Annotated in this window: 25 protein-coding genes; 21 read left to right on the plus strand and 4 right to left on the minus strand. The window is 62.3% G+C overall.

Annotated elements, in window-relative coordinates:
- Positions 1-100 precede the first annotated feature (100 nt).
- The 13 genes from AC05QJ_RS01610 to AC05QJ_RS01670 all read left to right on the plus strand — a co-directional run bounded on the left by AC05QJ_RS01610 (position 101) and on the right by AC05QJ_RS01670 (position 14,052).
- Positions 101-1,249: an MFS transporter gene (locus tag AC05QJ_RS01610; protein WP_476745263.1), complete on the plus strand. Its 1,149-nt coding sequence runs from the start codon at positions 101-103 to the stop codon at positions 1,247-1,249.
- Positions 1,250-1,375: 126 nt separating this feature from the next.
- Entirely contained in the window at positions 1,376-3,448 is a 2,073-nt protein-coding gene (locus AC05QJ_RS01615) for a type VI secretion system Vgr family protein (protein ID WP_476745264.1), read from the plus strand.
- Positions 3,445-4,389 carry a hypothetical protein gene (locus AC05QJ_RS01620; protein WP_476745265.1) on the plus strand — a complete coding sequence of 315 codons (945 nt, stop codon included), beginning with the start codon at positions 3,445-3,447 and terminating at the stop codon, positions 4,387-4,389. The genes AC05QJ_RS01615 and AC05QJ_RS01620 overlap by 4 nt, the downstream gene beginning before the upstream one ends.
- On the plus strand, positions 4,386-7,559 hold the full coding sequence (locus tag AC05QJ_RS01625; RefSeq protein WP_476745266.1) for a T6SS effector BTH_I2691 family protein: 3,174 nt from the start codon (positions 4,386-4,388) through the stop codon (positions 7,557-7,559). The genes AC05QJ_RS01620 and AC05QJ_RS01625 overlap by 4 nt, the downstream gene beginning before the upstream one ends.
- Positions 7,560-7,731: 172 nt before the next feature.
- Complete coding sequence (locus AC05QJ_RS01630) at positions 7,732-8,316, plus strand: DUF6708 domain-containing protein (RefSeq protein WP_476745267.1); 585 nt, start codon at positions 7,732-7,734, stop codon at positions 8,314-8,316.
- Between the two features lie 326 nt (positions 8,317-8,642).
- Positions 8,643-9,092, plus strand: a complete 450-nt coding sequence (locus AC05QJ_RS01635) for a DUF6708 domain-containing protein (RefSeq protein ID WP_476745268.1) — start codon at positions 8,643-8,645, stop codon at positions 9,090-9,092.
- A 5-nt stretch (positions 9,093-9,097) separates the two neighbouring features.
- Positions 9,098-9,868: a DUF6708 domain-containing protein gene (locus AC05QJ_RS01640; protein WP_476747847.1), complete on the plus strand. Its 771-nt coding sequence runs from the start codon at positions 9,098-9,100 to the stop codon at positions 9,866-9,868.
- 266 nt (positions 9,869-10,134) lie between these two features.
- A complete protein-coding gene (locus tag AC05QJ_RS01645) occupies positions 10,135-10,644 on the plus strand; it encodes a DUF6708 domain-containing protein (RefSeq protein WP_476747848.1) in 510 nt (169 codons plus the stop codon).
- Between the two features lie 281 nt (positions 10,645-10,925).
- Positions 10,926-11,420: a DUF6708 domain-containing protein gene (locus tag AC05QJ_RS01650; protein WP_476747849.1), complete on the plus strand. Its 495-nt coding sequence runs from the start codon at positions 10,926-10,928 to the stop codon at positions 11,418-11,420.
- Positions 11,421-11,686: 266 nt separating this feature from the next.
- A complete protein-coding gene (locus AC05QJ_RS01655; RefSeq protein ID WP_476745269.1) occupies positions 11,687-12,196 on the plus strand; it encodes a DUF6708 domain-containing protein in 510 nt (169 codons plus the stop codon).
- 266 nt (positions 12,197-12,462) lie between these two features.
- Complete coding sequence (locus AC05QJ_RS01660; protein WP_476745270.1) at positions 12,463-12,972, plus strand: DUF6708 domain-containing protein; 510 nt, start codon at positions 12,463-12,465, stop codon at positions 12,970-12,972.
- A complete protein-coding gene (locus AC05QJ_RS01665; protein ID WP_476745271.1) occupies positions 12,969-13,748 on the plus strand; it encodes a DUF6708 domain-containing protein in 780 nt (259 codons plus the stop codon). The genes AC05QJ_RS01660 and AC05QJ_RS01665 overlap by 4 nt, the downstream gene beginning before the upstream one ends.
- A 46-nt stretch (positions 13,749-13,794) precedes the next feature.
- Positions 13,795-14,052, plus strand: coding sequence for a PAAR domain-containing protein (locus tag AC05QJ_RS01670; RefSeq protein WP_476745272.1), 258 nt, complete (start codon positions 13,795-13,797; stop codon positions 14,050-14,052).
- A 21-nt stretch (positions 14,053-14,073) separates the two neighbouring features.
- On the opposite strand, the gene AC05QJ_RS01675 is transcribed toward AC05QJ_RS01670, so the two are convergent.
- Positions 14,074-15,627 carry a phospholipase D family protein gene (locus tag AC05QJ_RS01675; RefSeq protein WP_476745273.1) on the minus strand — a complete coding sequence of 518 codons (1,554 nt, stop codon included), beginning with the start codon at positions 15,625-15,627 and terminating at the stop codon, positions 14,074-14,076.
- 58 nt (positions 15,628-15,685) lie between these two features.
- Positions 15,686-17,116 carry an aminotransferase-like domain-containing protein gene (locus AC05QJ_RS01680; protein WP_476745274.1) on the minus strand — a complete coding sequence of 477 codons (1,431 nt, stop codon included), beginning with the start codon at positions 17,114-17,116 and terminating at the stop codon, positions 15,686-15,688.
- A gap of 178 nt (positions 17,117-17,294) precedes the next feature.
- Between AC05QJ_RS01680 and AC05QJ_RS01685 the strand changes: the two genes are divergently transcribed.
- Positions 17,295-17,531 carry a DUF1127 domain-containing protein gene (locus tag AC05QJ_RS01685; RefSeq protein WP_476745275.1) on the plus strand — a complete coding sequence of 79 codons (237 nt, stop codon included), beginning with the start codon at positions 17,295-17,297 and terminating at the stop codon, positions 17,529-17,531.
- A 23-nt stretch (positions 17,532-17,554) separates the two neighbouring features.
- Here AC05QJ_RS01685 and AC05QJ_RS01690 read toward each other — a convergent pair whose 3' ends face one another.
- Positions 17,555-18,859, minus strand: a complete 1,305-nt coding sequence (locus AC05QJ_RS01690; RefSeq protein ID WP_476745276.1) for an NAD(P)/FAD-dependent oxidoreductase — start codon at positions 18,857-18,859, stop codon at positions 17,555-17,557.
- A 112-nt stretch (positions 18,860-18,971) separates the two neighbouring features.
- Here AC05QJ_RS01690 and AC05QJ_RS01695 point away from each other — a divergent pair, with 112 nt between their 5' ends.
- Positions 18,972-19,325: a YkgJ family cysteine cluster protein gene (locus tag AC05QJ_RS01695; RefSeq protein ID WP_476745277.1), complete on the plus strand. Its 354-nt coding sequence runs from the start codon at positions 18,972-18,974 to the stop codon at positions 19,323-19,325.
- Positions 19,326-19,331: 6 nt separating this feature from the next.
- On the opposite strand, the gene dadR is transcribed toward AC05QJ_RS01695, so the two are convergent.
- Positions 19,332-19,820 (minus strand): transcriptional regulator DadR, encoded by a 489-nt coding sequence (dadR, locus tag AC05QJ_RS01700; RefSeq protein WP_042121505.1) that lies wholly within the window; start codon positions 19,818-19,820, stop codon positions 19,332-19,334.
- Positions 19,821-19,976: 156 nt separating this feature from the next.
- Between dadR and dadA the strand changes: the two genes are divergently transcribed.
- The 6 genes from dadA to AC05QJ_RS01730 all read left to right on the plus strand — a co-directional run bounded on the left by dadA (position 19,977) and on the right by AC05QJ_RS01730 (position 26,038).
- The gene (dadA, locus tag AC05QJ_RS01705; protein WP_476745278.1) at positions 19,977-21,278 is read left to right on the plus strand and encodes a D-amino acid dehydrogenase; all 1,302 of its coding nucleotides are present in this window, start codon (positions 19,977-19,979) and stop codon (positions 21,276-21,278) included.
- Positions 21,250-21,603, plus strand: a complete 354-nt coding sequence (locus AC05QJ_RS01710) for a RidA family protein (RefSeq protein ID WP_476745279.1) — start codon at positions 21,250-21,252, stop codon at positions 21,601-21,603. The genes dadA and AC05QJ_RS01710 overlap by 29 nt, the downstream gene beginning before the upstream one ends.
- An 80-nt stretch (positions 21,604-21,683) precedes the next feature.
- A complete protein-coding gene (gene alr / locus AC05QJ_RS01715) occupies positions 21,684-22,757 on the plus strand; it encodes an alanine racemase (protein WP_476745280.1) in 1,074 nt (357 codons plus the stop codon).
- 106 nt (positions 22,758-22,863) lie between these two features.
- Entirely contained in the window at positions 22,864-23,412 is a 549-nt protein-coding gene (locus tag AC05QJ_RS01720; protein ID WP_476745281.1) for a cupin domain-containing protein, read from the plus strand.
- Positions 23,413-23,566: 154 nt separating this feature from the next.
- Positions 23,567-23,989 (plus strand): c-type cytochrome, encoded by a 423-nt coding sequence (locus tag AC05QJ_RS01725; RefSeq protein ID WP_476745282.1) that lies wholly within the window; start codon positions 23,567-23,569, stop codon positions 23,987-23,989.
- A gap of 126 nt (positions 23,990-24,115) precedes the next feature.
- Positions 24,116-26,038 carry an acetyl-CoA hydrolase/transferase C-terminal domain-containing protein gene (locus AC05QJ_RS01730; RefSeq protein WP_476745283.1) on the plus strand — a complete coding sequence of 641 codons (1,923 nt, stop codon included), beginning with the start codon at positions 24,116-24,118 and terminating at the stop codon, positions 26,036-26,038.
- Positions 26,039-26,272: the final 234 nt, after the last annotated feature.

The raw sequence follows: 26,272 nt of genomic DNA on the forward strand, positions 1-26,272 counted from the left end.
AAGGCCGCGTCTGTCCGATCCGGTCATGCAGCCGGGCCTTGCCGTAAAGCAGGCCCGGCTTTGTCGTCTTTGATGTCCGACGATTCCTAAGGAGTGTGAGATGCGTTGGGGGACCTACTTCGCCGTGCTGGCTGCGGTGCTCAGTGTCGGCCTGGCACTGGGCGTCAGCATGCCGCTGGTGTCCTTGCGCCTGGAAAGCTGGGGCTACGGCAGCTTCGCCATCGGCGTGATGGCGGCGATGCCGGCGGTGGGTGTGCTGCTCGGAGCCAGCCTGTCCAGCCGGCTGGCATCGTACTTCGGCACGCCGGGGCTGATGCGCCTGTGCCTGTGGGCCGGGGCGCTGTCGATCGGGGCGCTGGCGCTGCTGCCCAGCTATCCGGTGTGGCTGGTGCTGCGGCTGCTGATCGGGGTGGTGCTGACCATCGTCTTCATCCTTGGGGAAAGCTGGATCAATCAGTTGGTCGTGGAAGAATGGCGCGGCCGCCTGGTGGCGCTGTATGGCAGCAGTTATGCCCTGAGCCAGTTGGCCGGGCCGTTGCTGCTGGGCGTGGTGGGTTCCGAGGACGATCTCGGCTTCTGGATTGGCGTCGGCCTGCTGCTGGTGTCGCCGCTGTTGCTGTTCGGGCGTGGCGGCGCGCCCAGCGCCGAAGCGGGTGCCGTGACATTCCGCGACCTGTTCGGTTTCTGCCGCAACCTGCCGGTGATCGCCTGGGCCATTGCGCTGTTCGCCGCATTCGAGGCAATGATCCTGACCCTGTTGCCGGTGTATTGCCTGCAACAGGGTTTCACTGCCGAAGTGGCGTTGTTCATGGTCAGCACGGTGGTGGTGGGTGATGCCGTGCTGCAACTGCCCATCGGCGCGCTGGCCGACCGCATGTCGCGGCGCACGCTGTTCAGCGGTTGCGCGGTGACCCTGGCGCTGTCCAGCCTGGCGATTCCGCTGTTGCTGCAAACGCCGCTGATCTGGCCGCTGTGGGTGTTGTTCGGCGCCAGTGCCGGTGGGCTGTTTACCCTGTCGCTGATTCTGATCGGCGAGCGCTTCCGTGACGATGCGCTGGTGCGGGCGAATGCCCATGTGGCGCAGCTCTGGGGCATCGGTTGCCTGATCGGGCCGCTGGCGGCGGGGGCGGGTAGCCAGTGGGTCAGCGGGCACGCCTTGCTGTGGTTCATGGCGATTGGCGCGATCGGCCTGGTGTTGCTGTCACGGCGGCCAAATGCGTTCGAGCCGGCGACGGCACTCTCTGACTGACCCGGCCGAGCGAGCCGCTCGCACGCTCAGCCGTTTCACGGCATTAGTTAGGAATTTTCCTATATCTACACCGCTGACTGACCTGCAGGATCTCCAGGAAATGCTTTCCATGGAGATCCTCACGGCATGGCTGCTCAATCCGATCTGCGCTTTACCTTTACCGCAGGTAGCAACGACGTTTTCGACGTCGTCGAATTCCGCCTGACCGAAGGCCTGTCCGAAACCTTCCGTCTCGACATCGACCTGAGCTGCACCAACCCTGCCGTCGACTTCGCCGAAATCCTCGACCGCCCGGCGCTGTTCACCCTCTGGCAAGGCGAGCAGCCGGTGCGCTACGTGCACGGTTCGGTCAGCTCGTTCCAGCAAGGCGACACCGGCTTTCGCCGCACCCGCTACCACGCCGTGATCGAGCCGCGTCTGGCGCGCCTGAAACTCACCTCCGACTGGCGCATCTTCCAGACCCTCAACGTGCCCGACATCGCCACCGCGATGCTGAGGAAACACGCCTTGACCCTCGACTACGAGCAGCGCGTTACCAACCCCCATGAAACCCGGGAATTTTGCCTCCAGGCAGGCTGTAGCGACTACTTGTTTCTGGAGCGGATCATGAGGGAAGAGGGCTTCTTCTACGGCTTCCGGCACAGCGCCGAGGGCCACCGCCTGATCCACTGCGACCGCCTGTGGATCTTCGGCAAGCAGCCCGATCCGCCGGTGGAATACAACGCCAAGCCCGGCGGCGACCGCCCGGGCCCGGCCCTGCACCGGTTCATCTACACCGAGAACGTGCGCACGGCCCGCCAGGTGCAGCGCGACTATAGCTTCAAGAACCCCAAGTACAACCAGCAGACCCGCCGCGAGGCCAGCGACCTCGACCACCAGGAGCGCGGCTACGAGCGCTACGACTACCCCGGCCGCTACAAGGGCGAAACCGGCGAGGCCTTCACCCGCGACCGCCTGCGCGGGCTGCGGGGCGATGCCTGCCAGGTCATCGCCGAAGGTGACGATGCGCGGCTGGTGCCGGGCATCTGTTTCGACCTCGTCGGCCATCCCCGCGAAGACCTCAACCGCGGCTGGCGCCCGATTCACCTGGAGCACCACGGCAAGCAGTACACCAGCCTTGCCGAAGACAGCGCCGATGCCCGCCAGGGCACCCACTACAACTGCATCGCCACCCTGGTGCCCGACGACACCGAGTGGCGCCCCGAAGCCCTGCCCAAACCCCGCATCGACGGTCCGCAGCCAGCCCGGGTGGTAGGCCCGCCAGGCGAGGAAATCTACTGCGACGAATACGGCCGGGTGAAAGTGCAGTTCCCCTGGGACCGGGAAGGCAAGGAAGACGAGCACAGCTCCTGCTGGATCCGCGTGTCGCAGAACATCGCCGGTGCGCTGTGGGGACACATGGCGATCCCGCGCATCGGCCAGGAAGTGATCGTGTCCAACTTCGACGGCGATCCCGACCAGCCGGTGATCACCGGCAGGGTCTACACCGCCCTGCAGCGCCCGCCCTACGAACTGCCCCGGCACAAGACCCGCATGACCATCAAGAGCCAGAGCCACAAGGGCAATGGCTTCAACGAGCTGCGCTTCGAGGACGAGGCGGGGCTGGAAGAGGTGTTCATTCACGCGCAGAAGGACCAGAACAACGTCGTCAAGCATGACGAAACCACCTTCGTGGGGCATGACCGCAGCGAGCAGGTGGAGAACGACGAGACCCTCACCGTCGGCCACGACCGCAAGGACACCGTGGGCAATGACGAAACCCTGCTCATCGGGCGTAACCGCCGACACCGCATCGGCGAAGACGATGAACTGGTGATCGATCGCAATCACAGCATCAGCACCGCGGGTGACCGTACCGAAACGGTTGGCAATCACCGTTATGACAGGACGACCGCCGATCACTACATCGAGATCGGCGGGCACCTGCAACAGCAGGTGCAAGGCGAGGTCAGCCTGCAAGCGGGCCAACGCATCGTGCATCGCACCCGGGTGCTCGAAATCCATGCGGCCGACACGCTCACGCTCAAGGGACCTGGCGGCACGCTGCGCATCGATGCTTCGGGCATCACCCTGGATGGCATCGAGCTCACGCTCAAGGGCCCCATGAACAAGCCGCCAGGGGGCAGCGGCAACAGCCTGTCGCAGGTCAGCACCGTGCTGGAAGGCGAGCAAGACACCTGCGAAAGGAAAATCAAATGAGCAGCGAGTCTGTTACCTACTTTCTCGAAAAATACCGCAAGCCGGATGACTACCTTTATCTGCTGCTGGACGGCCTGGCCGAGTGTGCCCCGGAGCACCCGCTCAGCGTGCAGTCCCTGACCCAGTCGCTCGGCGAGGCTGCAGTCACCCGCGTACTGCGCCCGGACCTCGCCCACACGCCCGAGGTCTGTCCAGCGCTGGTTCAACTGGCCAAACCCGGTGAATCGCCGGCGCTGCACTCTCTCGAATGTAGCGCCGAGTGCTCATCGAAAGACCTTGGCTATCACAAGCGTTATGTCTGCGGCTGGCTGCTCAGCCCGCAACCACTTGAGGTCATCGCCGAGCAGATCGCGACCGACTGCCACACCACAGCGACCGAGAGCGGACGTCCTTCGCCCTGGTTCGAGCCACTGAGGCTGGAGCTGTTGTGCTCGACGGCGGCGAGCGAGATAGGCTGGCTGCTGTGCCCCATCCGCTACTGGTTGTTACCGCTCAGTTGGGGCCCTCACACCGTGGTACGCGGCACCGACAACCCGGTCGAGGTGGTCATGCCGGCGTCGGCCCGGCAAGCCCAGTACTGGGTGCCGCTGATCAATAATTTCCTCGGCATTTGGCAACACCTCCAGCAGCGCCCTGTCGGCTTCGCCCCATGGCGCTGGACCGGCAAAACCATCCTCCCACCCCAGGCAGCCCAGCATGCCCTGCGCCTGATTCGCGCTGCTTACGGGCTCGGCCTTCGTAATCACCGCGACATCATTGCGCTGTGCCTGCACCAGGTATTCATCCACCCGCTGCTGTGGCGGCACCCGGAAATCCAGGCGCTCGTCACCAAGGCCAGATCAGGTGCCCTGGACCTGCAAAGCCATTTCGCCAGCCACTACGACGAAGCCCTGTGGAAGCGCACTTTCACCGACCTGCCCCGCGCGAAGGACTATTCATGACCATCAGCTTCAGTGTCTTCTCCGACATTGCCACCGACGAAGGGTGCCCGGTTCTCAGCGACGTCTGCCCCACCTGCCAGCGCAGCGGCCTGCCCATCCTGCCCCTGCGCGCCGCCTATGCCCCGGAGCCCTGGGAGACCCAGTTGCGGCCATTGCCCAAGACCCCCGAGGTCAAGGCCGTCAACCTGCGCCTCGATCAACCGCGCACCCTGCGCCAGGGCTACCTCTATGTACTGCTCGACCGGCGCGAATGGCAGGCCTACGAGATCTCGCCCGAAGGGGCGCTGAGCCAGTTCCGCCCGTACCAGATGCCGCGCGAGGAACCCCGCCCGCTGTGCGAGGCCTGCATTCGCGAAGATCACGATATTCCCGCCGCCTTCATCAATATCGACACCCGCAAGTACTCCACCGCCTGGCTGGCCATCGCCAACGATCCCTGGCCCGAGGCGGTGCTGGAGAGCTACCAGCGTGGCGGCGTGGTCGGCGGCGTGAACCTCGACGAACGCTTCCACCGGCTCGACCTCAAGGCCGCTCGCAACGACCCTGCCAGCGTCGGCATCGCCATGACCGAAAGCGACCCGCAGCTTCAGCAGGTGCTCGAGTACGCACAAAACATCCCCGGCGATTTCCGCAGCGTGCATGGCTTCTATGGTCGCCAGCACCGCCTGCGCGCCATGAAGGGGCATCTGCGCAACGTGATCCAGGAGCAGGAACTGCCCAACGGCGTACTGGCCTTGGTGCTGCCTGACCCCATCGGCGTGGTCCAGGAGCTCACGGCCCAGCGGCTGATTCGCCACGAGGATATGCTGCAATGGTGTGCCGAACCGCAGCGCAGCTTCAAGTACTTCACCTCCCAGGCCTTGCTCGCGATTCGTGGGCATCAGATGGAAGTCGAGAGGGCCAGGACGAAGAAGCACGCGGAGGACGCAAACAAGTGGCGGAGCGAGCAGAACACCAATCCGGTGCTCAATCCGAACCTGCCCATGCTCGATGTCGAGGCGGTAACCGCGCGCCTGGCCCCGATCAGGCAAGCGAAGGCCAGGGAGCGGCTGGAAGAACGCTACGACGAGCAGGCCCGTGCAGACTTCGAGGCGGACTTCCAGCACACCCTCGCCGGCTGGCAACAGGTCATCAACGACGTTGCCGAACACTATGAGCGCCACTATTACGACGCGGCCTATCAGCGCGCGGCCCTGAATGACTACAGCGTCACCGACGAGCGCTCGGTTGCGCTGTTCGCCCGGATGATGGGGATGTCCCTGTCCGGTGGCCCGACCGACCACATCGTGGACGGCAAACTGGGCCCGACCCTGCGCCTGTGGAAGGCCCAGCTGGAAAACCCAGAAAGCCTGCTTTACCAGGCCCTGACCGGGAAGAACAGGATGCTGTTCGAGGAGTTCCATGATGCCCTCGCCGGTGATGAGCGGACCCGGGTCTACCACGCCATCAAGACCTTCATCACCACCCAGCAGGCCAAGGACCTCATGACGGGGCCCGTGCAGGACGCCATCGGCCAACTGCTGTCCGCGATGGCGACGGCCAGCAGTCGTCTCGGCGCCCATCTGTCGGACAAAGCGCGGAAAATGGTCGGCCACCTGCACCGCGAGGCCCTGTTGCGCTACTTCGGTATCGAGGTCACGCGGGTCACCGTGCCTCTCAAGGTGGGTGAGTACCTCTCCCTGCTCAACGAGGTACTTCAGCAGAGCACCGACCGCTACATGACCCGGCTCGACCAACAGTTCCGCAAGCCGGCCCAGCGCAAGGTGCGCGCCATGCTGCTGAGCAACACCCTGTCGGCGGCCGTGCCGGGCACGCCTGGAAAGCTGGTCGAAGTCACGTTCTGGACCATGGAAAAAGCCGACGCCCTGAAGACCCGGCTGGACAAGCTCAGCACCGGGGTCAGCGACGGCATTGGCGATGCCTTGCGCACTGCCACTATTGGCGCCGAAGCAGTCCAAGGGGCCATGGAAAACCTTGCGCGCAAGGTGACCCTCAATGCCGAGGGCGCCACCCAGTTGGCTCGGGAATCGATGCATAGCTTGCGCAACGCCGCAGTCGCTGGCACACCCGGCGCCAGCGCCATGGGGCTAGGGCTGATCAGTCTGTGGTTCCAGCAGGACACCCTGCGCCGGAGTTATCAAAGCCTGCTCGATACCGTGGGCGACAAACATCCCGAAGCCGTGGCGGCGGTCATGTCGGCATCGATTGGCGTGATGGGGGCAAGCGTCGAGGTGGTCGGAGGGGCGATTCAGATGGTACGGCCTGGTCTGGGCGTAACGATCGAGCAAACGGCAGGGGTAGGTGCCCGGATTGTGCAGTACGGTGGGGCGCTGGTGGCGTTGGCGAGTGCGTTGGAGGGGTTGCAGTATGCGTTTGCGGCGGGGCGTACCCATAGAGCGGGTGATGTGACTTCCAGAAATATTTATGCATTCGCGACGCTCATTGCGGCAGGCTCAGCGGGATTTGGGTTTGTCGGTTCGCTCGCTCCTGCTGCAATAGCGCTGATGCCGCTTGGGCTATCCGTACTGCTAGGTATTGCCGCACTCGGACTGGCAATTTGGGCAAAAAGGCGGGAATCACAACCTCTCGAACTGTGGGCTCGACACTCCCTCTGGGGTCTAGCTACAGAACACCGCCGCTGGACAACTCATGAAGAGATGGATGCAGCAATCGGTGAATTGAATGCGGCACTGTTGGGCTTGACTGCGGATGTAGGAATGATCGTGAAAGCCGAGCAGGCAGGTGGGCTTCCCATCGGTGATGCAGTTCCTGTCGGGCTCTTCCTGGACTACAGGCTCGTCCTGCCTGGGTATAAGGCTGATGTGTCGAGTTACGAATGGGCTTTGCAGGTCTACCGGCCTAACCAGGCTTTGGGGGAAACCATCGCGAGTGGTCGTAGCGGAGGAACAAATGGCCCATTACCACCTCCCGTAACTTGGAGAAATCCCGGATATCGCCCCGAAACAACAGCCCCTGTCATTACTCACGATGCCCAAGCACTCGAGATTCGTGGCTCCATCAGTTTCTTCGGCTTTCTTGAAATTAATGCTTTTGAGCTTCAAGTGTCCTACTGGCCTGACAAGAGTGATAAGTCGGGCTTTGCCCAGCTCTTCGTCCGAGAGGACAAATTCAAGGGCCAAGCAAGACGGGGTTGGTATGAAAAGACCTAAACTTGCTCCTCCGTGCCCAGGCTGGCAGGAGGACCTGCCGGCCCCCGATGAATTGCCGGCTGTAGCTCCGGCACTTGGGCTAGATACACCTAATCATCAAGACGATACTTTTCTGGAGGTTCCACGTGCTTCGGCACTTGTTAGGGGAGTGGTGATCTGGTTCGTACCGATCATGAGCATCCTTCTACTGGCTATGTGGTTACTTTTCTTGTCAGGCTGGCGTGAACTCAGTCTTGAAGAGTGGATGATGCTTGTTTTCTCTGTCCCCTTCGGAGTGTGGTCAGTTCTGTTTTTCTGGAAGTTTGATGTAGCCCCTCCTCGAGACTTGCCACTGCGCTTCAACCGAGCCCGCCAACGCCTCTACGCCTACAACTTCAAATACCGCTGGTGGAACCCCTTCGAAAAATGGCGGGTGGTACCCGTCGCCTACGACTGGTCACAAGTCCGGGCCGAACGCTGGAGAAGAACCAGCTTCACTGCCCAAGGTGGGGCCATCATCCAGTTCGGTGTCGAACTGTCCATCGTCAAACCTGGCACCAACCAGGTCATCGACCGCTTTCCCCTGACCGCCATGGGCGCCGACGCGCATGCCTGGGCCTATGTCTGCACCTACATGCAACAAGGCCCCGATGCACTGCCGCCACCCGGGCCGCCTTGGGACCATAACGATGTGCTGTGGTGCAACATTGCGATGCTGCTGGCGCCGAAGGTGAAGTGGCCTGCCGAGATGGACCGGGAGTCGAGGACCGCGCCTTGAGCAATGCAAAGAAACCTAAGTTAAATCCTCCATGCCCTGGCTGGAGAGAGGACTTACCCCTCCCCGACGAATTACCAGTCGTAGCTCCGTCCCTCGGACTTGGTACGCCCAACCATCAGGACAGTGTTTTTTTGGAGTTGCCTCGTGCTTCGGTCCTTATCAGGGGAGTGGTGATCTTGTTTGTGCCGGCAATGAGTATTTTGCTGGCATTCATACTGTTTCTTGTGTTTTCAGCTAGACAGACGCTGAGCGTTGAGGCGTGGGTAACTTGCATCTTCTGCATTATTTTAGGCGTTTGGTTAATCCCTATCTTCTGGAAGTTCGATGTGGCCCCGCCCCGAGACTTGCCGCTCCGCTTCAACCGAGCCCGCCAACGCCTCTACGCTTACAACTTCAAATACCGCTGGTGGAATCCCTTCGAAAAGTGGCGGGTAATACCCGTTGCTTACGACTGGTCACAAGTCCGGGCCGAACGCTGGAGAAGAACCAGCTTCACGGCCCAGGGTGGGGTGATCATCCAGTTCGGTGTCGAACTGTCCATCGTCAAACCCGGCACCAACCAGGTCATCGACCGCTTTCCCCTGACCGCAATGGGCGCCGACGCGCATGCCTGGGCCTATGTCTGCACCTACATGCAACAAGGCCCCGATGCACTGCCACCACCCGGGCCGCCTTGGGACCATAACGATGTGCTGTGGTGCAACATTGCGATGCTGCTGGCGCCGAAGGTGAAGTGGCCTGCCGAGATGGATCGGGAGTCGAGGACCGCGCCTTGAGCAGAATGAAAGGACCGAAACTCATACCGCCTTGTCCCGGTTGGAAGGAAGACCTTCCTGGTCCTGACGAGCAGCCAGTCGTCACCCCGGCCTTAGGTTTTGATACGCCTAACTATCAAGATGAAGTTCTTTTGGAGCTTCCACGTGCCTCGGCGCTTGTCAGAGGTCTGGTGATTTGGTTTGCGCCAGTAATGACTGTTTTTTTTGTCGTTCTTTTGTGGCTTGCGATAACAATCGAACAGCCTTTTAGCTTTGAGCTATGGATCATGTTTGGCTTTAGTTTATTAGTTGCGGTGTGGTCAATTTTCTTTTCTGTGAAAGTAGAAACGGCCCCTCCTCGAGACCTACCTCTCCGCTTTAATCGCGCCCGCCAACGCCTCTACGCCTACAACTTCAAATACCGCTGGTGGAACCCCTTCGAAAAATGGCGGGTGGTACCCGTCGCCTACGACTGGTCAAAAGTCCGGGCCGAACGCTGGAGAAGAACCAGCTTCACCGCCCAAGGCGGGGCCATAATCCAGTTCGGTGTCGAACTTTCCATCGTCAAACCCGGTACCAACCAGGTAATTGACCGCTTTCCCCTGACCGCCATGGGTGCCGACGCACATGCCTGGGCCTATGTCTGTACCTATATGCAACAAGGCCCTGATGCACTGCCTCCACCTGGCACGCCGTGGGACCACAACGATGTGCTGTGGTGCAACATTGCGATGCTGCTGGCGCCGAAGGTGAAGTGGCCTGCCGAGATGGATCGAGAGTCGAGGACCGCGCCTTGAGTAGAATGAAAGGACCGAAACTCATACCGCCTTGTCCCGGTTGGAGGGAAGATCTGCCCGGCCCCTACGAATTACCAGTCGTAACCCCGGACCTAGGCTTTGATACTCCCAATCATCAGGATGAAGTTCTACTGGAACTACCTCGTGCTTCGGTGCTTGTTAGAGGAGTGGTGATCTGGTTCGCGCCTGTCATGAGCATCCTCCTAATCGGATTGTTGTGGTTCATCGTTTTAGACTGGCGTGTATTGTTACTTGAAGAATGGATCATGCTGATCACGGGTGTGGTAATTACAATCTGGTTACTCGTGTTTTGTGTGAAAGTTGATGTAACTCCTCCCCGGGACTTACCACTGCGTTTCAACCGAGCCCGCCAACGCCTCTACGCGTACAACTTCAAATACCGCTGGTGGAACCCTTTTGAGAAGTGGAGGGTGATGCCAGTGGCCTACCACTGGTCACAGGTCCGGGCCGAACGCTGGAGAAGAACCCACTTCACGGCCCAGGGTGGGGCGATCATCCAGTTCGGTGTCGAACTCTCCATCGTCAAACCTGGTACCAACCAGGTCATCGATCGCTTCCCCCTGACCCCCATGGGCGCCGACGCGCATGCCTGGGCCTATGTCTGCACCTACATGCAACAAGGCCCCGACGCACTGCCGCCACCCGGCCCGCCGTGGGACCACAACGATGTGCTGTGGTGCAACATCGCCATGCTGCTGGCGCCGAAGGTCAAGTGGCCTGCCGAGATGGATCGGGAGTCGAGGACCGCGCCTTGAGCAGAATGAAAGGACCCAAACTCATACCGCCTTGTCCCGGCTGGCAGGAAGATCTTCCTGATACTGACGAGCGCCCAATCGTAGTACCGGCTCTGGGCTTTGATACGCCCAACTACCAGGATGAAATTCTTCTGGAACTACCGCGTGCATTGGCTCGTGCCAGAGGCTGGTTGATCTGGTTTGCACCCTTCATGAGTACTTACTTAGTCGTTTTTTCTTGGTTTTTCTTGTCGGACTGGCGTGTGGTGACTATCGAAGAGTGGGGAATATTTATCTCATCGATGGCCCTTGGAGTTTGGTCAATCGTGTTTTGCGTGAAGGTCGAAACGGCCCTGCCTCGAGACCTGCCACTGCGCTTCAACCGAGCCCGCCAACGCCTCTACGCGTACAACTTCAAATACCGCTGGTGGAACCCTTTTGAGAAGTGGAGGGTGATGCCAGTGGCCTACCACTGGTCACAGGTCCGGGCCGAACGCTGGAGAAGAACCCACTTCACGGCCCAGGGTGGGGCCATCATCCAGTTCGGTGTCGAACTGTCCATCGTCAAACCCGGCACCAACCAGGTCATCGACCGCTTTCCCCTGACTGCCATGGGCGCCGACGCGCATGCCTGGGCCTATGTCTGCACCTACATGCAGCAAGGCCCCGATGCGCTGCCTCCACCTGGTCCGCCGTGGGACCACAACGATGTGCTGTGGTGCAACATCGCCATGCTGCTGGCGCCGAAGGTCAAGTGGCCTGCCGAGATGGGCCGGGAGTCGAGGACCGCGCCTTGAGCAATGCAAAGAAACCTAAGTTAAATCCTCCATGCCCTGGTTGGAGAGAGGACTTACCCGCTCCCAACGAGCTACCAGCCGTCGCTCCGTCCCTCGGGCTTGATGCCCCCAACCATCAGGACGAGGTTTTGCTCGAGTTACCCCGTGCTTCAGCACTTGCCAGAGGATGGCTTATCTGGTTCTCACCAGTTCAAGGAATTTTGACCCTCATAATATGCTGGAACTACTTATCAGCTGAGCGAACGCTAGTGACTGAAGAGTGGTTCATGTTCATCGCTGGAGCGTTTGTTGGAGTTTGGTCTTTTCTTTTCTGTGTGAAAGTCGAAACAGTACCGCCCCGAGATCTGCCACTGCGCTTCAATCGAGCCCGCCAACGCCTCTACGCCTACAACTTCAAATACCGCTGGTGGAATCCCTTCGAAAAATGGCGGGTAGTGCCCGTCGCTTACGACTGGTCACAAGTCCGAGCCGAACGCTGGAGAAGAACCAGCTTCACTGCCCAAGGTGGAGTCATCATCCAGTTCGGTGTCGAACTGTCCATCGTCAAACCCGGCACCAATCAGGTCATCGACCGCTTTCCCCTGACCGCCATGGGTGCCGACGCGCATGCCTGGGCCTATGTCTGCACCTACATGCAGCAAGGCCCCGATGCGCTGCCTCCACCTGGTCCGCCGTGGGACCACAACGATGTGCTGTGGTGCAACATCGCCATGCTGCTGGCGCCGAAGGTCAAGTGGCCTGCCGAGATGGGCCGGGAGTCGAGGACCGCGCCTTGAGCAATGCAAAGAAACCTAAGTTAAATCCTCCATGCCCTGGTTGGAGAGAGGACTTACCCGCTCCCAACGAGCTACCAGCCGTCGCTCCGTCCCTCGGGCTTGATGCCCCCAACCATCAGGACGAGGTTTTGCTCGAGTTACCCCGTGCTTCAGCACTTGCCAGAGGATGGCTTATCTGGTTCTCACCAGTTCAAGGAATTTTGACCCTCATAATATGCTGGAACTACTTATCAGCTGAGCGAACGCTAGTGACTGAAGAGTGGTTCATGTTCATCGCTGGAGCGTTTGTTGGAGTTTGGTCATTTCTTTTCTGTGTGAAAGTCGAAACAGTACCGCCCCGAGATCTGCCACTGCGCTTCAATCGAGCCCGCCAACGCCTCTACGCCTACAACTTCAAATACCGCTGGTGGAATCCCTTCGAAAAATGGCGGGTAGTGCCCGTCGCTTACGACTGGTCACAAGTCCGAGCCGAACGCTGGAGAAGAACCAGCTTCACTGCCCAAGGTGGAGTCATCATCCAGTTCGGTGTCGAACTGTCCATCGTCAAACCCGGCACCAATCAGGTCATCGACCGCTTTCCCCTGACCGCCATGGGTGCCGACGCGCATGCCTGGGCCTATGTCTGCACATACATGCAACAAGGCCCCGACGCACTGCCACCACCGGGACCGCCCTGGGACCATAACGATGTGCTGTGGTGCAACATTGCGATGCTGCTGGCGCCGAAGGTCAAGTGGCCTGCCGAGATGGACCGGGAGTCGAGGACCGCGCCTTGAGCAATGCAAAGAAACCTAAGCTAAATCCTCCATGCCCTGGCTGGCAGGAAGATCTTCCTGGTCCTGACGAGCAGCCAATCGTCACACCGGCCTTGGGTTTTTATACGCCAAACTACCAAGATGAAGTCGTTTTGGAACTTCCACGTGCATCGGCGCTTGTCAGGGGTTTGGTAATTTGGTTTGCGCCAGTGATGTGCATCTACCTGATCACGCTGTTGGCAGATTTTTTGTCAATTGAGCAGACCGCAAGCTTCGAGTTGTGGGGGCTATTGGTTCTCGGAGTTCTTGTTGGCGTCTGGTCTCTCCTCTTTTGTGTGAAAGTTGACGTGTACCCTCCTCGGGATTTACCACTCCGCTTCAACCGAGCCCGCCAACGCCTCTACGCCTACAACTTCAAATACCGCTGGTGGAACCCCTTCGAAAAATGGCGGGTAGTGCCCGTCGCCTACGACTGGTCCCAAGTCCGAGCCGAACGCTGGAGAAGAACCCACTTCACCGCCCAGGGTGGAGCCATCATCCAGTTCGGTGTCGAACTCTCCGTCGTCAAACCTGGTACCAACCAGGTCATCGATCGCTTCCCCCTGACCGCCATGGGCGCCGACGCGCATGCCTGGGCCTATGTCTGCACCTACATGCAACAAGGCCCCGACGCACTGCCGCCACCCGGCCCGCCGTGGGACCACAACGATGTGCTGTGGTGCAACATCGCCATGCTGCTGGCCCCAAAGGTCAACTGGCCCGCCGAAATGGACCACGAATCGAGAACGGCACCCTGACTACCGCAGCGGCCGCCAATTCCCCATCACCCCAAGGAAACCGCTTATGAAACCCGTCGTCCTGCTGGGCCATCAACACCGCTGCCCCATCCACGGCCCAGGCCACGTCACCACCGGCGCCACCGATGCCTGGATCAATGGCAAGCCCATCGCCCGCGTGGGGGATTCGATCAGTTGCGGGGCGGTTATCCAGACCGGGTCGGCTGACACGCTGATCGAAGGCAAGGCCGTCGCCCGCCTGGGCGATACCACCAGCCATGGCGGCACGCTGATCGAAGGCGACGACGACTGGCGGCTGGACTGAATCGATGCCGACAGCCGCCACCTAAAGCATCTTCTCCAACCCAACAGCCTTGGCGATCCACGCATTGAAGCGTCGCCACAACCCGCCCGGCTCGGTGGTCAGCACATGGCGCTGGCCATTGTCCTCGGTAACCCACACCAGCTTGCCGTCCTGCAGTTCCACCTGGTACGCCACCGCCGGCGCCATGCCCTGGATCGCCAGGTCGCGGGTGTACTGGGCCAGTTCCGGGCTGTCCACCAGCACGCCGACCTCGGTGTTCCACAGCACCGAACGCGGGTCGAAATTGAATGAGCCGATGAAGGTTTTCTGGCGGTCGAAGACGATGGCCTTGCTGTGCAGGCTCGAGTCCGACGCGCCGCTGAAGCCATAGCGCGGCTGGCCCGGATCGCCGGGCTGGCGGCGCAGTTCGAAGAGCTTCACGCCATGCTCCAGCAACGCCCGCCGATAGGGCGCATAGCCGCCGTGGACCACCGGCACATCGGTGGCCTCCAGCGCATTGGTCAGCAGGTCCACCTGCACGCCTGCGTCGGCGCGGCTGGTGAGGTACAGCAGGCCTTCTTCTCGGGGCACGAAGTAGGCGGAAATCAGGATCAGCTCCTTGCGCACGCCGTTCAGTTCCGGCGCCAGTTGCCGGGTCATCAGCAGGTGTGGATCGGGCTCGTCGTCGGCCAGCACTTTGCTCGGCGCGTCCCACAATGCCTGGCTGTGGGCCCAGATCAGTTCGTTGCGCCACACGTCCAGGCGTGGCTGGGTCTGGTAGGCCATCAAACGGTCGTACAGCGCCTTGCGCTGGTGGCGCGCCTCGGCCAGGTACGTTTCCAGTTGCTGCCGGCTGGCGCGCAGGTCGTCGGCGGTCGGCTGGCTGTAGAGGAAGTCGCCGATGGGTTTGCTCAGGGCGCTGTTCCAGTACTGGTCGAAGCTGTGCCCCAACTGTTCGGCCACCGGCCCGACACCCAGCAGGTCGATGTCGGTGAAGTTGAGGTTGGGCTCGGCGTCGAAATAGGCATCGCCCAGGTTGCGACCGCCGACGATGGCCATGCTGTTGTCCACCAGCCATAGCTTGTTGTGCATCCGCCGGTGCTGGCGCGAGAGGTGGAACAGCCGGCCCATGGCGCGGGTGACGCCGGTGGCACGGCCCAGTTGCAGGGGATTGAAGACGCGGATCTGAATGTTGGGATGGGCGGCGAGCACGCCAATCAGCGTGTCCTGTCCATCGCTGGTGGTGTCGTCGAGCAGGACGCGCACGCGCACGCCTCGGTCGGCCGCCGCCAGCAGCTCGTGCACCAGGGCGCGGGTGCTGAGGCCGTCGTTGACGATGTAGTACTGCAGATCAATGCTGCTTTGCGCATTGCGGATCAGCTCGGCACGGGCGCGAAACGCTTCGTTGCTGTTGGGCAGCAGGCGAAAGCCCGAGCGCCCTTCATAGGCCGCCGCCTGGCGCTGCACCGAACGGCCGAACGCCGAGTCGCTGGCCGGCAACGCCTGGCTGACATCGCGGGGGCCGCTGACGGTGGCGCAACCGCCGAGGGTCAGCAGCAGGGTGAGCAGGAAGGGCAGGAGCCGATGACTGGTCAAATGAGGATTCCGTAGTCGCGGGGCATCTGAACTGTAGACCGCGCGAAGCGGCGAAACGTTACCCGCCGCTTGCCTCCTCGGCCAGTAGACGAATGGCGGTTTCGCCAACCTTGCGCACCGCTGCCTCGATGACCGCCGTAGGCCGCGCCGCGTAGTTCATGCGCAGGCAGTTGCGGTACTTGCCGGAGGCGGAAAAGATGCTGCCCATGGCGATCTGCACGCCTTGTTCGAGCAGGGCGCGGTTCAGGCGCTGGGTGTCGAAGTGTTCCGGCAACTCGACCCACAGCAGGAAGCTGCCCTGAGGCCGGCTCACGCGGGTGCCTTCGGGGAAATAGCGGGTGACCCAGTCGATCATCAGGTCGCGGCCGCGCTGGTACTGGCTGCGCATCCGCCGCAGGTGCGGCTGGTAGTGGCCGGCCTCGATGAAGTCGGCGATCGCCAGTTGTGGCTGCGGCGCGGTGCTGCCGGTGCTGATGTACTTCATGTGCAACACCCGCTCCAGATACCGCCCCGGCGCCACCCAGCCGATGCGCAGGCCGGGGGCGAGGGTCTTGGAGAAGGAACTGCACAGCAATACCCGCCCGTCATCGTCGAAGGACTTGATCGTCCGGGGGCGTGGGTAGGTGTAGGCCAGGTCGCCATACACATCGTCTTCGAGGATCGCCACGTCGAAGCGCTGGGCCAGGTTGAGCAAGGCGCGCTTGCGGGCCTCGGGCATGATGTAGCCCAGCGGGTTGTTGCAGCTCGGGGTGACCTGGATCAGCTTGATCGGCCATTGCTCCAGGGCCAGTTCCAGGGCTTCGAGGCTGATGCCGGTGAGCGGGTCGGTGGGAATCTCCATGGCCTTCATGCCCAGGCCCTTGAGGGTCTGCATGGCGCCGTGGAAGCTTGGCGAGTCCACCGCGACGATGTCGCCGGGCTCGCACACGGCGCGGATGCTGGCCGAAAGTGCTTCATGACAGCCGGTGGTGATCACCAGGTCCTCGGCGCTCACCGTGCAGCCGGAGTCGAGCATCAGCCGGGCGACCTGCTCGCGCAGGCTCTGGTTGCCGCTGATGGTGTCGTAGTACAGGCCGGGCATGTCCTGGCGACGGCTGAGTTGGGCGAGGCTGCGCAGCAGTGGTTTCAGCGTCGGGCTGTCGACATCCGGCATGCCGCGGCCCAGTTGCACCACGTCGTTGCGCGGCACGCTGCGCACCAGTTCCACCACATGTTCCCACTGGGAGATATCCACAGGGCGCTGCGCCGGCCGGCCCACTGCTGGCAGGGCCGGAAGGTTGCGGTGCTGCAGCACGAAGTACCCGGACTTGGGCCGTGGCGCCACCAGGCCGTTGTCTTCCAGCAGGCGATACGCCTGTTGCACGGTGCTCAGGCTGACGCCGTGTTCCAGGCTCAGGGCGCGCACCGAGGGCAGGCGGTCGCCCGGCAGATACAGGCCCTGCTCGATGCGGGCGCCCAGGAGTTCGGCGAGGTTGATGTAGAGCGTCATGGGCGTACTCCCGGCAAGGCCGCAGGAATTAACCGGTACAGATGTGGGAAAAATACATCATTCAGTGCGGAAATTTCTCTGTCTGTATGGAAATAATACTTGTCGCTTGAATCTGTAAGGTTTTTCCGGACGGACGCATCATTTCCTTACGGTTTCCCACCCGACGAGGAGTGCTGCGATGAACGGTTTGAGTGATGTGCGACTGAGCGTGTATGGCGCCGAGCTGGAAAGGCAGGCGCTGTGCCGGTCACTGGTCAGGGCGCCCGCGGGTCTTGGGCGGTTCGGCTTGATGCTGCATCGCTGGAAAACCCGTCACGCCTTGCTGGAACTGACGCCGGAGCAGTTGCGGGACATCGGCCTGACGCGCGCGCAGGCGCTGGAGGAGGGGCTCAAGCCGTTCTGGCGAGCGGCTTGAGGGCGACACAAGGGGCGCGTCTGTCAGATCAACTCTTTCAGGCGATGCCACATCATCCCCAACGCCAACATGGGCGAGCGCAAGTATTTCCCGCCAGGGAATGTAATGTGCGGCACCCGGGCAAACAGATCGAAACGCCCGCTTGCCTGCCCGCTGATCGCTTCGCCCAACAGCCGCCCGGCCAGGTGCGTGGCATTCAGCCCATGGCCGGCGTAGGCCTGGGCGTAATACACATTGGGCTGCTCGCGCAGCCGCCCGATCTGCGGCAGGCGGTTGGCACCGATGCCGATCATTCCGCCCCACTGGAAGTCGATGCGCACGTCTGCCAGTTGCGGGAATACCTTGAGCATCTTCGGCCGCATGTAGGCGGCGATATCTTTCGGGTCACGCCCCGAGTAGTGGCACGCGCCGCCGAACAGCAGGCGGCGGTCGGCGGAAAGGCGGAAGTAATCGACGGTTACCCGCTGATCGCAAACCGCCATGTTCTGCGGCAACAGTTGCCGGGCACGGTCTTCGCCCAGTGGTTCGGTGGCGATGATGTAGCTGCCGGCAGGGAGGACCTTGCCGCCCAGTTCGCGGTTCAGGTCGTTGAGGTAGGCGTTGCAGCACAGTACCAGGGTGCTGGCACGGACCTGGCCCTGGCCGGTGTGCACGGTGACTTGCGTGCCATAGTCGATGCGGGTGACCGCCGACTGCTCGAAGATCCGTACGCCCAGTTGCGTCGCCACCGCCGCCTCGCCAAGCGCCAGGTTCAGCGGATGCAGATGGCCGGAGCCCATGTCGATCAGGCCGCCAGCATAGCGATCGGAGCCGATGACGGTGTGCATCTGGTCGGGTTGAACCAGGCGCAATTCGTGGCGGTAACCCAGCTCGCGCAGGGCCTGGGCCTCTTCGGCGAAGTCGTCGAACTCGGCGGGTTTGTTGGCCAGGTCGCAGTAGCCCCAGGTCAGGTCGCAGGGAATGTCATGGCGCTCGACCCGCTGACGGACAATCTCTACCGCCTCCAGCCCCATCAGCTTCATTTGCCGTACGCCGTCTTCACCGATGACCTGGCGGAACTGGTCCAGCCCGTGACCCACGCCGCGAATCAGCTGACCGCCGTTGCGTCCGCTGGCGCCCCAGCCAATCTTGCGGGCTTCCAGCAGGATGACGCTGAAGCCGCGATCGGCCAGCTCGATGGCGGTATTCAGGCCCGAGTAGCCGCCGCCGATCACGCAGACGTCGCAACGCTGTTCGCCGGTCAGCAGTGGGTAGTCCGGTTGGGGGGCGCTACTGGCAGCGTAGTAGGAGGCGGTATGGGAGGCGGGTTGCTGAACGCGGGCGTCCATGGACGTCATCCTGAGGCTGGTGTCGTGAGGTCGCGGCAGCATAGGCCGCACTTTCGGGTGCAGGCAACCGTCGGGCAAAATACCCTTCCTGCATTTTCGCCAGCGTCCACCCATGTCCTGCAACAGCCACAAAATCCGCTTCCTGCGCGAGCAGATCCCGTCCTTCGACTGCGTGCCCGGCTGCCACGACTGCTGTGGCCCTGTGACCACCTCCAGCGAAGAAATGGCCCGCCTGCCGCGCAAGAGCGCCGCCGAGCAGCAGGCGGCGCTGGACGAACTCAATTGCGTGCATCTCGGCCCGCAGGGGTGCACGGTCTATGAAGAACGCCCGCTGATCTGCCGCCTGTTCGGCACCACGCCGCGGCTGCCGTGCCCGCGGGGGCGGGGGCCGGACGAGATGATCGATCCGGGCGCGGAGCAACTGGTGCACCAGTTCATCGCGACCACCCGGCAGGTGCTGGTGTAAGCGGGGTCAGTCCGGAATCGGCAGGTTCAGGCTCTCTTTCACTTCTTCCATCACGATGTAGCTCTTCGACTCGCGCACGTGCGGCAGCTTCAGCAGGATGTCGCCGAGCAGCTTGCGGTACGAAGCCATTTCGGAGATGCGCGCCTTCACCAGGTAGTCGAAATCCCCCGACACCAGGTGGCATTCCAGTACGTGGGGCAGCTTGAGCACGGCGCGGCGGAATTCCTCGAAGGTATCGCCGGACTTGTAGTCCAGGCTGATCTCGACGAACACCAGCAGGCTGCCCTTGAGGTGCTGCGGATTGAGCCGGGCGTTGTAGCCCATGATGATGCCTTCGCGCTCCAGGCGGCGGACGCGCTCGGTGCACGGGGTGGTCGAAAGCCCGACCTTTTCGCCCAGCTCGGTGAAGGAAATCCGCCCGTCGGTCTGCAGGATGCGCAGGATATTGCGGTCGATCTTGTCCAGTTCACGCTTGCTTTGATGCTGGGTTCTCATAGTGGATGCCCCTCCGTAAAAGCCGACTTTGCCGAGAATTCTCGCCAAATATAGGTTTTTATATAGTGAAATGCACTGCCTCGAGTTTTTTACACTGCGCGCATTCATGCCATTCACAACAAATGTCTGCGGTGCGCCGCTTCGAGGGATAACAACATGCGCGTTCTGGTACTGGGTAGCGGTGTGATCGGAACCGCCAGTGCGTATTACCTGGCACGGCAGGGTTTCGAAGTCGTGGTGGTCGACCGTCAGCCAGCGGTAGCCATGGAAACCAGCTTCGCCAACGCCGGCCAGGTTTCGCCAGGTTATGCCTCGCCCTGGGCCGCGCCGGGCGTGCCGCTCAAGGCCATCAAGTGGCTGCTGCAGCGCCACGCGCCACTGGCGATCAAGGCCACCGGTGACGTCGACCAGTACCTGTGGATGGCACAGATGCTGCGCAACTGCACCGCCAACCGTTATGCCGTGAACAAGGAGCGCATGGTCCGTCTGTCCGAGTACAGCCGCGACTGCCTCGACGAACTGCGCGCCGAAACCGGCATCACCTACGAAGGCCGCACCCTCGGCACCACCCAGTTGTTCCGGACCGAGGCCCAGGTCGATAACGCCGCCAAGGACATCGCCGTCCTTGAGCAAGCCGGCGTGCCCTACGAGTTGCTGGACCGTGACGGCATCGCCCGGGTCGAGCCGGCCCTGGCCAACGTTTCCGATATCCTCGCCGGCGCCCTGCGCCTGCCCAACGACCAGACCGGCGACTGCCAGTTGTTCACCACTCGCCTGGCCGAGATGGCGGTCAAGCTGGGTGTCGAGTTCCGCTTCGGCCAGAACATCCAGCGCCTGGACTTTGCTGGCGACCGCATCAACGGCGTGTGGATCGACGGCAAGCTGGAAACCGCCGACCGCTACGTGCTGGCCCTGGGCAGCTACTCGCCGCAACTGCTCAAGCCGCTGGGCATCAAGGCCCCGGTGTACCCGCTCAAGGGCTACTCGCTGACCGTGCCGATCACCAACCCGGACATGGCCCCGACCTCGACCATTCTCGACGAGACCTACAAGGTCGCGATCACCCGGTTCGACAACCGCATTCGCGTCGGCGGCATGGCTGAAATCGCCGGTTTTGACCTGTCGCTGAATCCGCGTCGGCGCGAAACGCTGGAGATGATCGTCAACGATCTCTATCCTCTGGGCGGCAATCTGCGCGAGGCCGAGTTCTGGACCGGCCTGCGCCCGACCACGCCGGACGGCACACCGATCGTCGGTGCAACGCCGTTCCGCAATCTGTTCCTCAATACTGGACATGGCACCCTCGGCTGGACCATGGCGTGCGGCTCCGGTCGCCTGCTGGCCGATCTGATGGCACGGAAAAAGCCGCAGATCAGCGCCGAGGGCCTCGACATTTCCCGTTATGGACACAATCAGGAGATCGCCAAGCATGGCAATCCAGCGCCAGCTCACCAATGAACGCATGAGTCAGATCGTCACCCACAACGGCACCGTGTATCTGGCGGGCCAGGTGGGTGACAACATGAATGCCGGCGTCGAACAGCAGACCCGCGAAACCCTTGGCAACATCGAGCGTTTGCTGGATCTGGCCGGCACCGACAAGACTCGTCTGCTGTCGGCGACCATTTACCTGAAGGACATCGATGCCGACTTCCAGGGCATGAATTCGGTGTGGGACACCTGGCTGCCAAAAGGCGTCGCGCCGGCTCGCGCCACGGTTCAGGCCAAGCTGTGCGAGCCGGAAATCCTGGTTGAAATCTCGGTGGTCGCTGCACTGCCGTAAGCGTTGCTCTCTCGTCTTCACCCGGTGTCGTTCCGGCACCGGGCCTTTTTTTCCTACCAGACTGCCAGAAGGCTGCCGTCATGCGTCCCGCCCGTGCCCTGATCGATCTCCAGGCCCTGCGCCACAACTACCAGATTGCCCGTCAACTCTCCGGGGCCCGTGCCCTGGCGGTGATCAAGGCCGATGCCTATGGTCATGGCGCGGTGCGCTGCGCCCAGGCGCTGGAAGCCGAGGCCGACGGCTTTGCCGTGGCCTGCATCGAAGAAGCGCTGGCGTTGCGCGAGGCGGGCATCAAGGCACCGGTGCTGTTGCTCGAAGGCTTTTTCGAAGCCGATGAGTTGCCGCTGATCGTCCAGCACGAATTCTGGTGCGTGGTGCATTCGCTGTGGCAACTGGAGGCGATCGAGAAGGCTGCGCTGGCCAGGCCCATTCAGGTCTGGCTCAAGCTTGACTCGGGCATGCACCGCGTCGGCCTGCATCCGAAGGACTACCAGGACGCCTACCGTCGCCTGCACGCCAGCGGCAAGGTGTCGAAGATCGTGCTGATGAGCCACTTCGCCCGCGCCGACGAGCTGGACAGCGAGGCCAGCAACGAGCAGGTGGCGGTGTTCCAGGCCGCGCGCCAGGGCCTCGACGCTGAAGTCAGCCTGCGCAACTCGCCCGCGGTGCTCGGCTGGCCGCAGATTCCCAGTGACTGGGTACGTCCGGGCATCATGCTGTATGGCGCCACCCCGTTCGAAACCCCGAACGCCGAGGCCGATCGGCTACAGCCGGTAATGACCCTCAAATCCCGCGTCATCAGTGTGCGTGAGCTGCCCGCCGGCGAGCCGGTTGGCTATGGCGCGCGTTTCATCAGCCAGCGTCCGACGCGGGTCGGCGTGGTTGCCATGGGCTATGCCGACGGCTATCCGCGTCACGCGCCCACAGGTACGCCGGTGGTGGTCGCCGGCCAGCGCAGCCAGCTGATCGGCCGGGTTTCCATGGACATGCTGTGCATCGACCTGACCGATGTGCCGCAAGCCGGCCTGGGCAGCCCGGTGGAGCTGTGGGGCAAGCGGGTGCTGGCCAGCGAAGTGGCGGCGAAGGCCGAGACCATCCCGTATCAAATCTTTTGCAACCTGCGCCGGGTGCCTTTGATCTATACCGGAGAGTGAGGCGCCATCCCTGACGAGCTGCGGGTCGGAGTGTTGTAAATACTGAACGCTGTTGCGATGATGGCGCACATTTCGACCCCATTCGTTCTTCAGGAGGGCTCCAGCATTGGACGTCGGTGAACGACTACAAGCCATTCGCAAGCTCAAGGGCCTGTCTCAGCGGGAACTCGCCAAGCGCGCGGGCGTGACCAACAGCACCATCTCGATGATCGAGAAAAACAGCGTGAGCCCGTCCATCAGCTCGCTGCGCAAGGTGCTGGGCGGCATTCCGATGTCGATGATGGAGTTCTTTTCCGAAGACCTGCTGACAGAGAACCCCACGCAGATCGTCTACAAGGCTCACGAACTGATCGACATTTCGGACGGCGCCGTGACCATGAAGCTGGTCGGCAAGGCGCACCCGAGCCGGGCCATTGCCTTCCTCAACGAGATCTACCCGCCGGGCGCCGACACCGGCGAAGAAATGCTCACCCACGATGGTGAGGAGACCGGCATCCTGCTTGAAGGCAAGCTGGAGCTGGTGGTGGGCCTGGAAACTTTCATCCTCGAGGCGGGCGACAGCTACTATTTCGAGAGCACCAAGCCGCACCGCTTCCGTAACCCCTACGACGAGCCGGCACGGCTTATCAGCGCGGCCACTCCGGCGAACTTCTGAGGTCCGGTTCGTCACCAGGGTGGCGCGGCTGATTGTCGCGGCTAAACCCCTTTAGTTCATAGGGTTGTTTCGGCGCGGCAGGGTTCCCGCTATACTTGCGCCGCCTGCGAATACCGTGGCCGCGGGCGTGACTAGCCACCATGAGGGTGTACGTGTGAATCCAATCAAGAAAATGCTGGCCGTACCAGCTGCCGTAGTGGCCCTTTGGGCTGTCAGTGTTCATGCTGCGACCAACGACGAGATTGCCAAGCGGCTGGAGCCGGTCGGCCAGGTCTGTGTCCAGGGCCAGGAATGCAAGGGCATGGAAGTTGCTGCCACCGCAGGCGGGGGCGCTGCCAAGACCCCGGATGAAATCATCGCCAAGCACTGCAATGCCTGCCATGGCTCCGGTCTGCTGGGTGCGCCGAAAATCGGCGATACCGCCGCGTGGAAAGAGCGCGCCGACCACCAGGGTGGTCTGGACGGCATCCTCGCCAAGGCCATCACCGGTATCAACGCCATGCCGCCAAAAGGCACCTGCGCCGACTGCTCGGATGACGACCTCAAGGGCGCCATCAAGAAGATGTCCGGCCTGTAAGCCTCGCGAATCCCGCCACGAAGCCCGCCTTGTGCGGGCTTCGTCGTTTCTGGCTACTGTGCAGTAATTCATTCGGTCGCCCGGTCCAAGCTGTACCCACGGACCCCCTTGAGGAGAAAAGGCACAGTGCACAGCTACTCGATCGAAGACGCAGTGGAGCAGGTGCTGGCGCGGCTGCCGGCGCATATTCACATGGGCCTGCCGCTCGGCCTGGGCAAGCCCAACCTGTTCGTCAACGCGCTGTATGCGCGGGTGCGGGAACTGCCGCAGCGGCAATTGACGATCTATACCGCACTGTCCCTGGGCCGTCCCGACCTGGGTGATGGTCTGCAGCGGCGTTTTCTCGAGCCCTTCGTCGAGCGCGTGTTCGCCGATTACCCGGAACTGGATTACCTGGCCGACCTGCGCGCCAGCCGGCTGCCGCCGAACATCCGCGTCGAACAGTTCTTCATGCAGCCCGGCAGCCTGCTGCACAGCCCGCAGGCACAGCAGGACTACGTCAGCAGCAACTACAGCCATGCCGCCCGCGACATCAACGCCAAGGGCCTGAACCTGATTGCGCAGATCGTCGCCGGGGATGATGCCCGTCCTGACCACCTCAGCCTGAGCTGCAACCCCGATATCACCCTCGACCTGCTGCCGATGATCGAGCGCCGGCGCGCTGCCGGCGAAACCATCCTGCTGCTGGGCCAGGTGCATGCCGAACTCCCGTACATGCCGGGTCGCTCCGAGCTGCCCCGCGAGGCCTTCGATCTGCTGATCGATACGCCGGACCGCACACGGCTGTTTTCCACGCCGAACATGCCGGTCAGTACCCAGGACCATTTCATCGGCATGCATGCCAGCACCCTGGTGCGCGATGGCGGCACGCTGCAGATCGGCATCGGCGCCATGGGGGATGCGCTGGCGGCGGCATTGCTGGCGCGGCAGGCGGATGGCGAGGGCTACCAGGCGCTGCTGGGCGATCTGGACCTGTCGCCGTGGCATGGCCTGATCGAGCGCGAAGGCGGTGTATTGCCATTCGAGCACGGCCTCTATGGCTGCAGCGAGATGTTCGTCAACGGCCTGCTGGCGCTGCTGGAAGCGGGGATCATCCGGCGCCCTGTGTACGCCGATGCGGTGCGGCAGCAGGCGGCCAACGCCGGAGCGGCGGATAGCGACGACGGCGTGCTGGTGCACGGCGGTTTCTTCCTCGGCCCGCAGGCGTTCTATCAGCGGCTGCGCGAGTTGCCGCTGGAAAGCCGGGCACGGATCGACATGACCGCCATCAGCTACATCAACGAGCTGTACGGCCAGGAGCCCCTCAAGCGCTTGCAGCGCCGTGATGCACGCTTCATCAATACCGTGTTCACCATGACCCTGATGGGCGCTGGCGTGGCTGACCAGCTCGAGGACGGTCGGGTGCTCAGTGGTGTCGGCGGGCAGTACAACTTTGTGGTCCAGGGGCATGCGCTGGAGGGCGCTCGTTCGATCCTGCTGCTGCGCTCCTGGCGCGAGGCGGGCGGGGAGGTGAGTTCCAATATCGTCTGGGACTACGGCCATTGCACCATCCCCCGGCACCTGCGCGACGTGGTGATCACCGAATACGGCATCGCCGACCTGCGTGGCCAGACCGACGCCGAGGTGATCGCCCGCCTGTTGGCCATCAGCGACTCGCGTTTCCAGCCGCATTTGCAGGCCCAGGCGCAGAAGGCCGGCAAGCTGGCCGAGGATTTCGAACTGGACCAGCGTTTCTGCAACAACACGCCGCAGCGTCTGGAACTATTGCGCCAGCGGCATGGGCGGCTGTTCCCCGAGTACCCGCTGGGCTGTGACTTCACCGCCGAAGAACGTGACCTGCTGCGGGCGCTGAACTGGCTCAAGAGCAAGTTCAAGCTGAGCGAGGTGCTGGAACTGGGCAAGGCGGCGCTGGATGCACCACCGGCGCAGGAATGGCCGGCGCAGTTGGCGCGGATGGGGCTGGAGAATCCGGAGGGGTTGAAGGAGGAGTTGTACCAGCGGTTGTTGTTGGCGGGATTGCAGGCTACCGGGCATGGGCTGAGTGGATGATTGGCCATGAAGGCCTCATCGCTGGCAATGCCAGCTCCCACAAGGCTCGGTGATGTACGCGATACCTGTGGGAGCCGGCGTTGCCGGCGATGAGGCCCTGAAGAGCACCACAAAAACCTCATATTCATATTTCTTAAAGGTATTTAAATAATTTTTCTTATGCCTTTATAGTCGGTCCCCTGCGTACCCGCCGACCAATCGGCGCGCCGCACGAACACGAACGAACACGGCAAA

It is taken from the genome of Pseudomonas sp. TUM25319 (genome assembly GCF_056388475.1).

Coding starts and splice junctions, on each gene's coding strand:
- AC05QJ_RS01610 (WP_476745263.1), top strand. CDS start 101: ATGCGTTGGGGGACCTACTTCGCCGTGCTGGCTGCGGTGCTCAGTGTC.
- AC05QJ_RS01615 (WP_476745264.1), top strand. CDS start 1,376: ATGGCTGCTCAATCCGATCTGCGCTTTACCTTTACCGCAGGTAGCAAC.
- AC05QJ_RS01620 (WP_476745265.1), top strand. CDS start 3,445: ATGAGCAGCGAGTCTGTTACCTACTTTCTCGAAAAATACCGCAAGCCG.
- AC05QJ_RS01625 (WP_476745266.1), top strand. CDS start 4,386: ATGACCATCAGCTTCAGTGTCTTCTCCGACATTGCCACCGACGAAGGG.
- AC05QJ_RS01630 (WP_476745267.1), top strand. CDS start 7,732: ATGAGCATCCTTCTACTGGCTATGTGGTTACTTTTCTTGTCAGGCTGG.
- AC05QJ_RS01640 (WP_476747847.1), top strand. CDS start 9,098: ATGAAAGGACCGAAACTCATACCGCCTTGTCCCGGTTGGAAGGAAGAC.
- AC05QJ_RS01645 (WP_476747848.1), top strand. CDS start 10,135: ATGCTGATCACGGGTGTGGTAATTACAATCTGGTTACTCGTGTTTTGT.
- AC05QJ_RS01650 (WP_476747849.1), top strand. CDS start 10,926: ATGGCCCTTGGAGTTTGGTCAATCGTGTTTTGCGTGAAGGTCGAAACG.
- AC05QJ_RS01655 (WP_476745269.1), top strand. CDS start 11,687: ATGTTCATCGCTGGAGCGTTTGTTGGAGTTTGGTCTTTTCTTTTCTGT.
- AC05QJ_RS01660 (WP_476745270.1), top strand. CDS start 12,463: ATGTTCATCGCTGGAGCGTTTGTTGGAGTTTGGTCATTTCTTTTCTGT.
- AC05QJ_RS01670 (WP_476745272.1), top strand. CDS start 13,795: ATGAAACCCGTCGTCCTGCTGGGCCATCAACACCGCTGCCCCATCCAC.
- AC05QJ_RS01680 (WP_476745274.1), bottom strand. CDS start 17,116: ATGACGCTCTACATCAACCTCGCCGAACTCCTGGGCGCCCGCATCGAG.
- AC05QJ_RS01685 (WP_476745275.1), top strand. CDS start 17,295: ATGAACGGTTTGAGTGATGTGCGACTGAGCGTGTATGGCGCCGAGCTG.
- AC05QJ_RS01690 (WP_476745276.1), bottom strand. CDS start 18,859: ATGGACGCCCGCGTTCAGCAACCCGCCTCCCATACCGCCTCCTACTAC.
- AC05QJ_RS01695 (WP_476745277.1), top strand. CDS start 18,972: ATGTCCTGCAACAGCCACAAAATCCGCTTCCTGCGCGAGCAGATCCCG.
- dadR (WP_042121505.1), bottom strand. CDS start 19,820: ATGAGAACCCAGCATCAAAGCAAGCGTGAACTGGACAAGATCGACCGC.
- dadA (WP_476745278.1), top strand. CDS start 19,977: ATGCGCGTTCTGGTACTGGGTAGCGGTGTGATCGGAACCGCCAGTGCG.
- AC05QJ_RS01710 (WP_476745279.1), top strand. CDS start 21,250: ATGGCAATCCAGCGCCAGCTCACCAATGAACGCATGAGTCAGATCGTC.
- alr (WP_476745280.1), top strand. CDS start 21,684: ATGCGTCCCGCCCGTGCCCTGATCGATCTCCAGGCCCTGCGCCACAAC.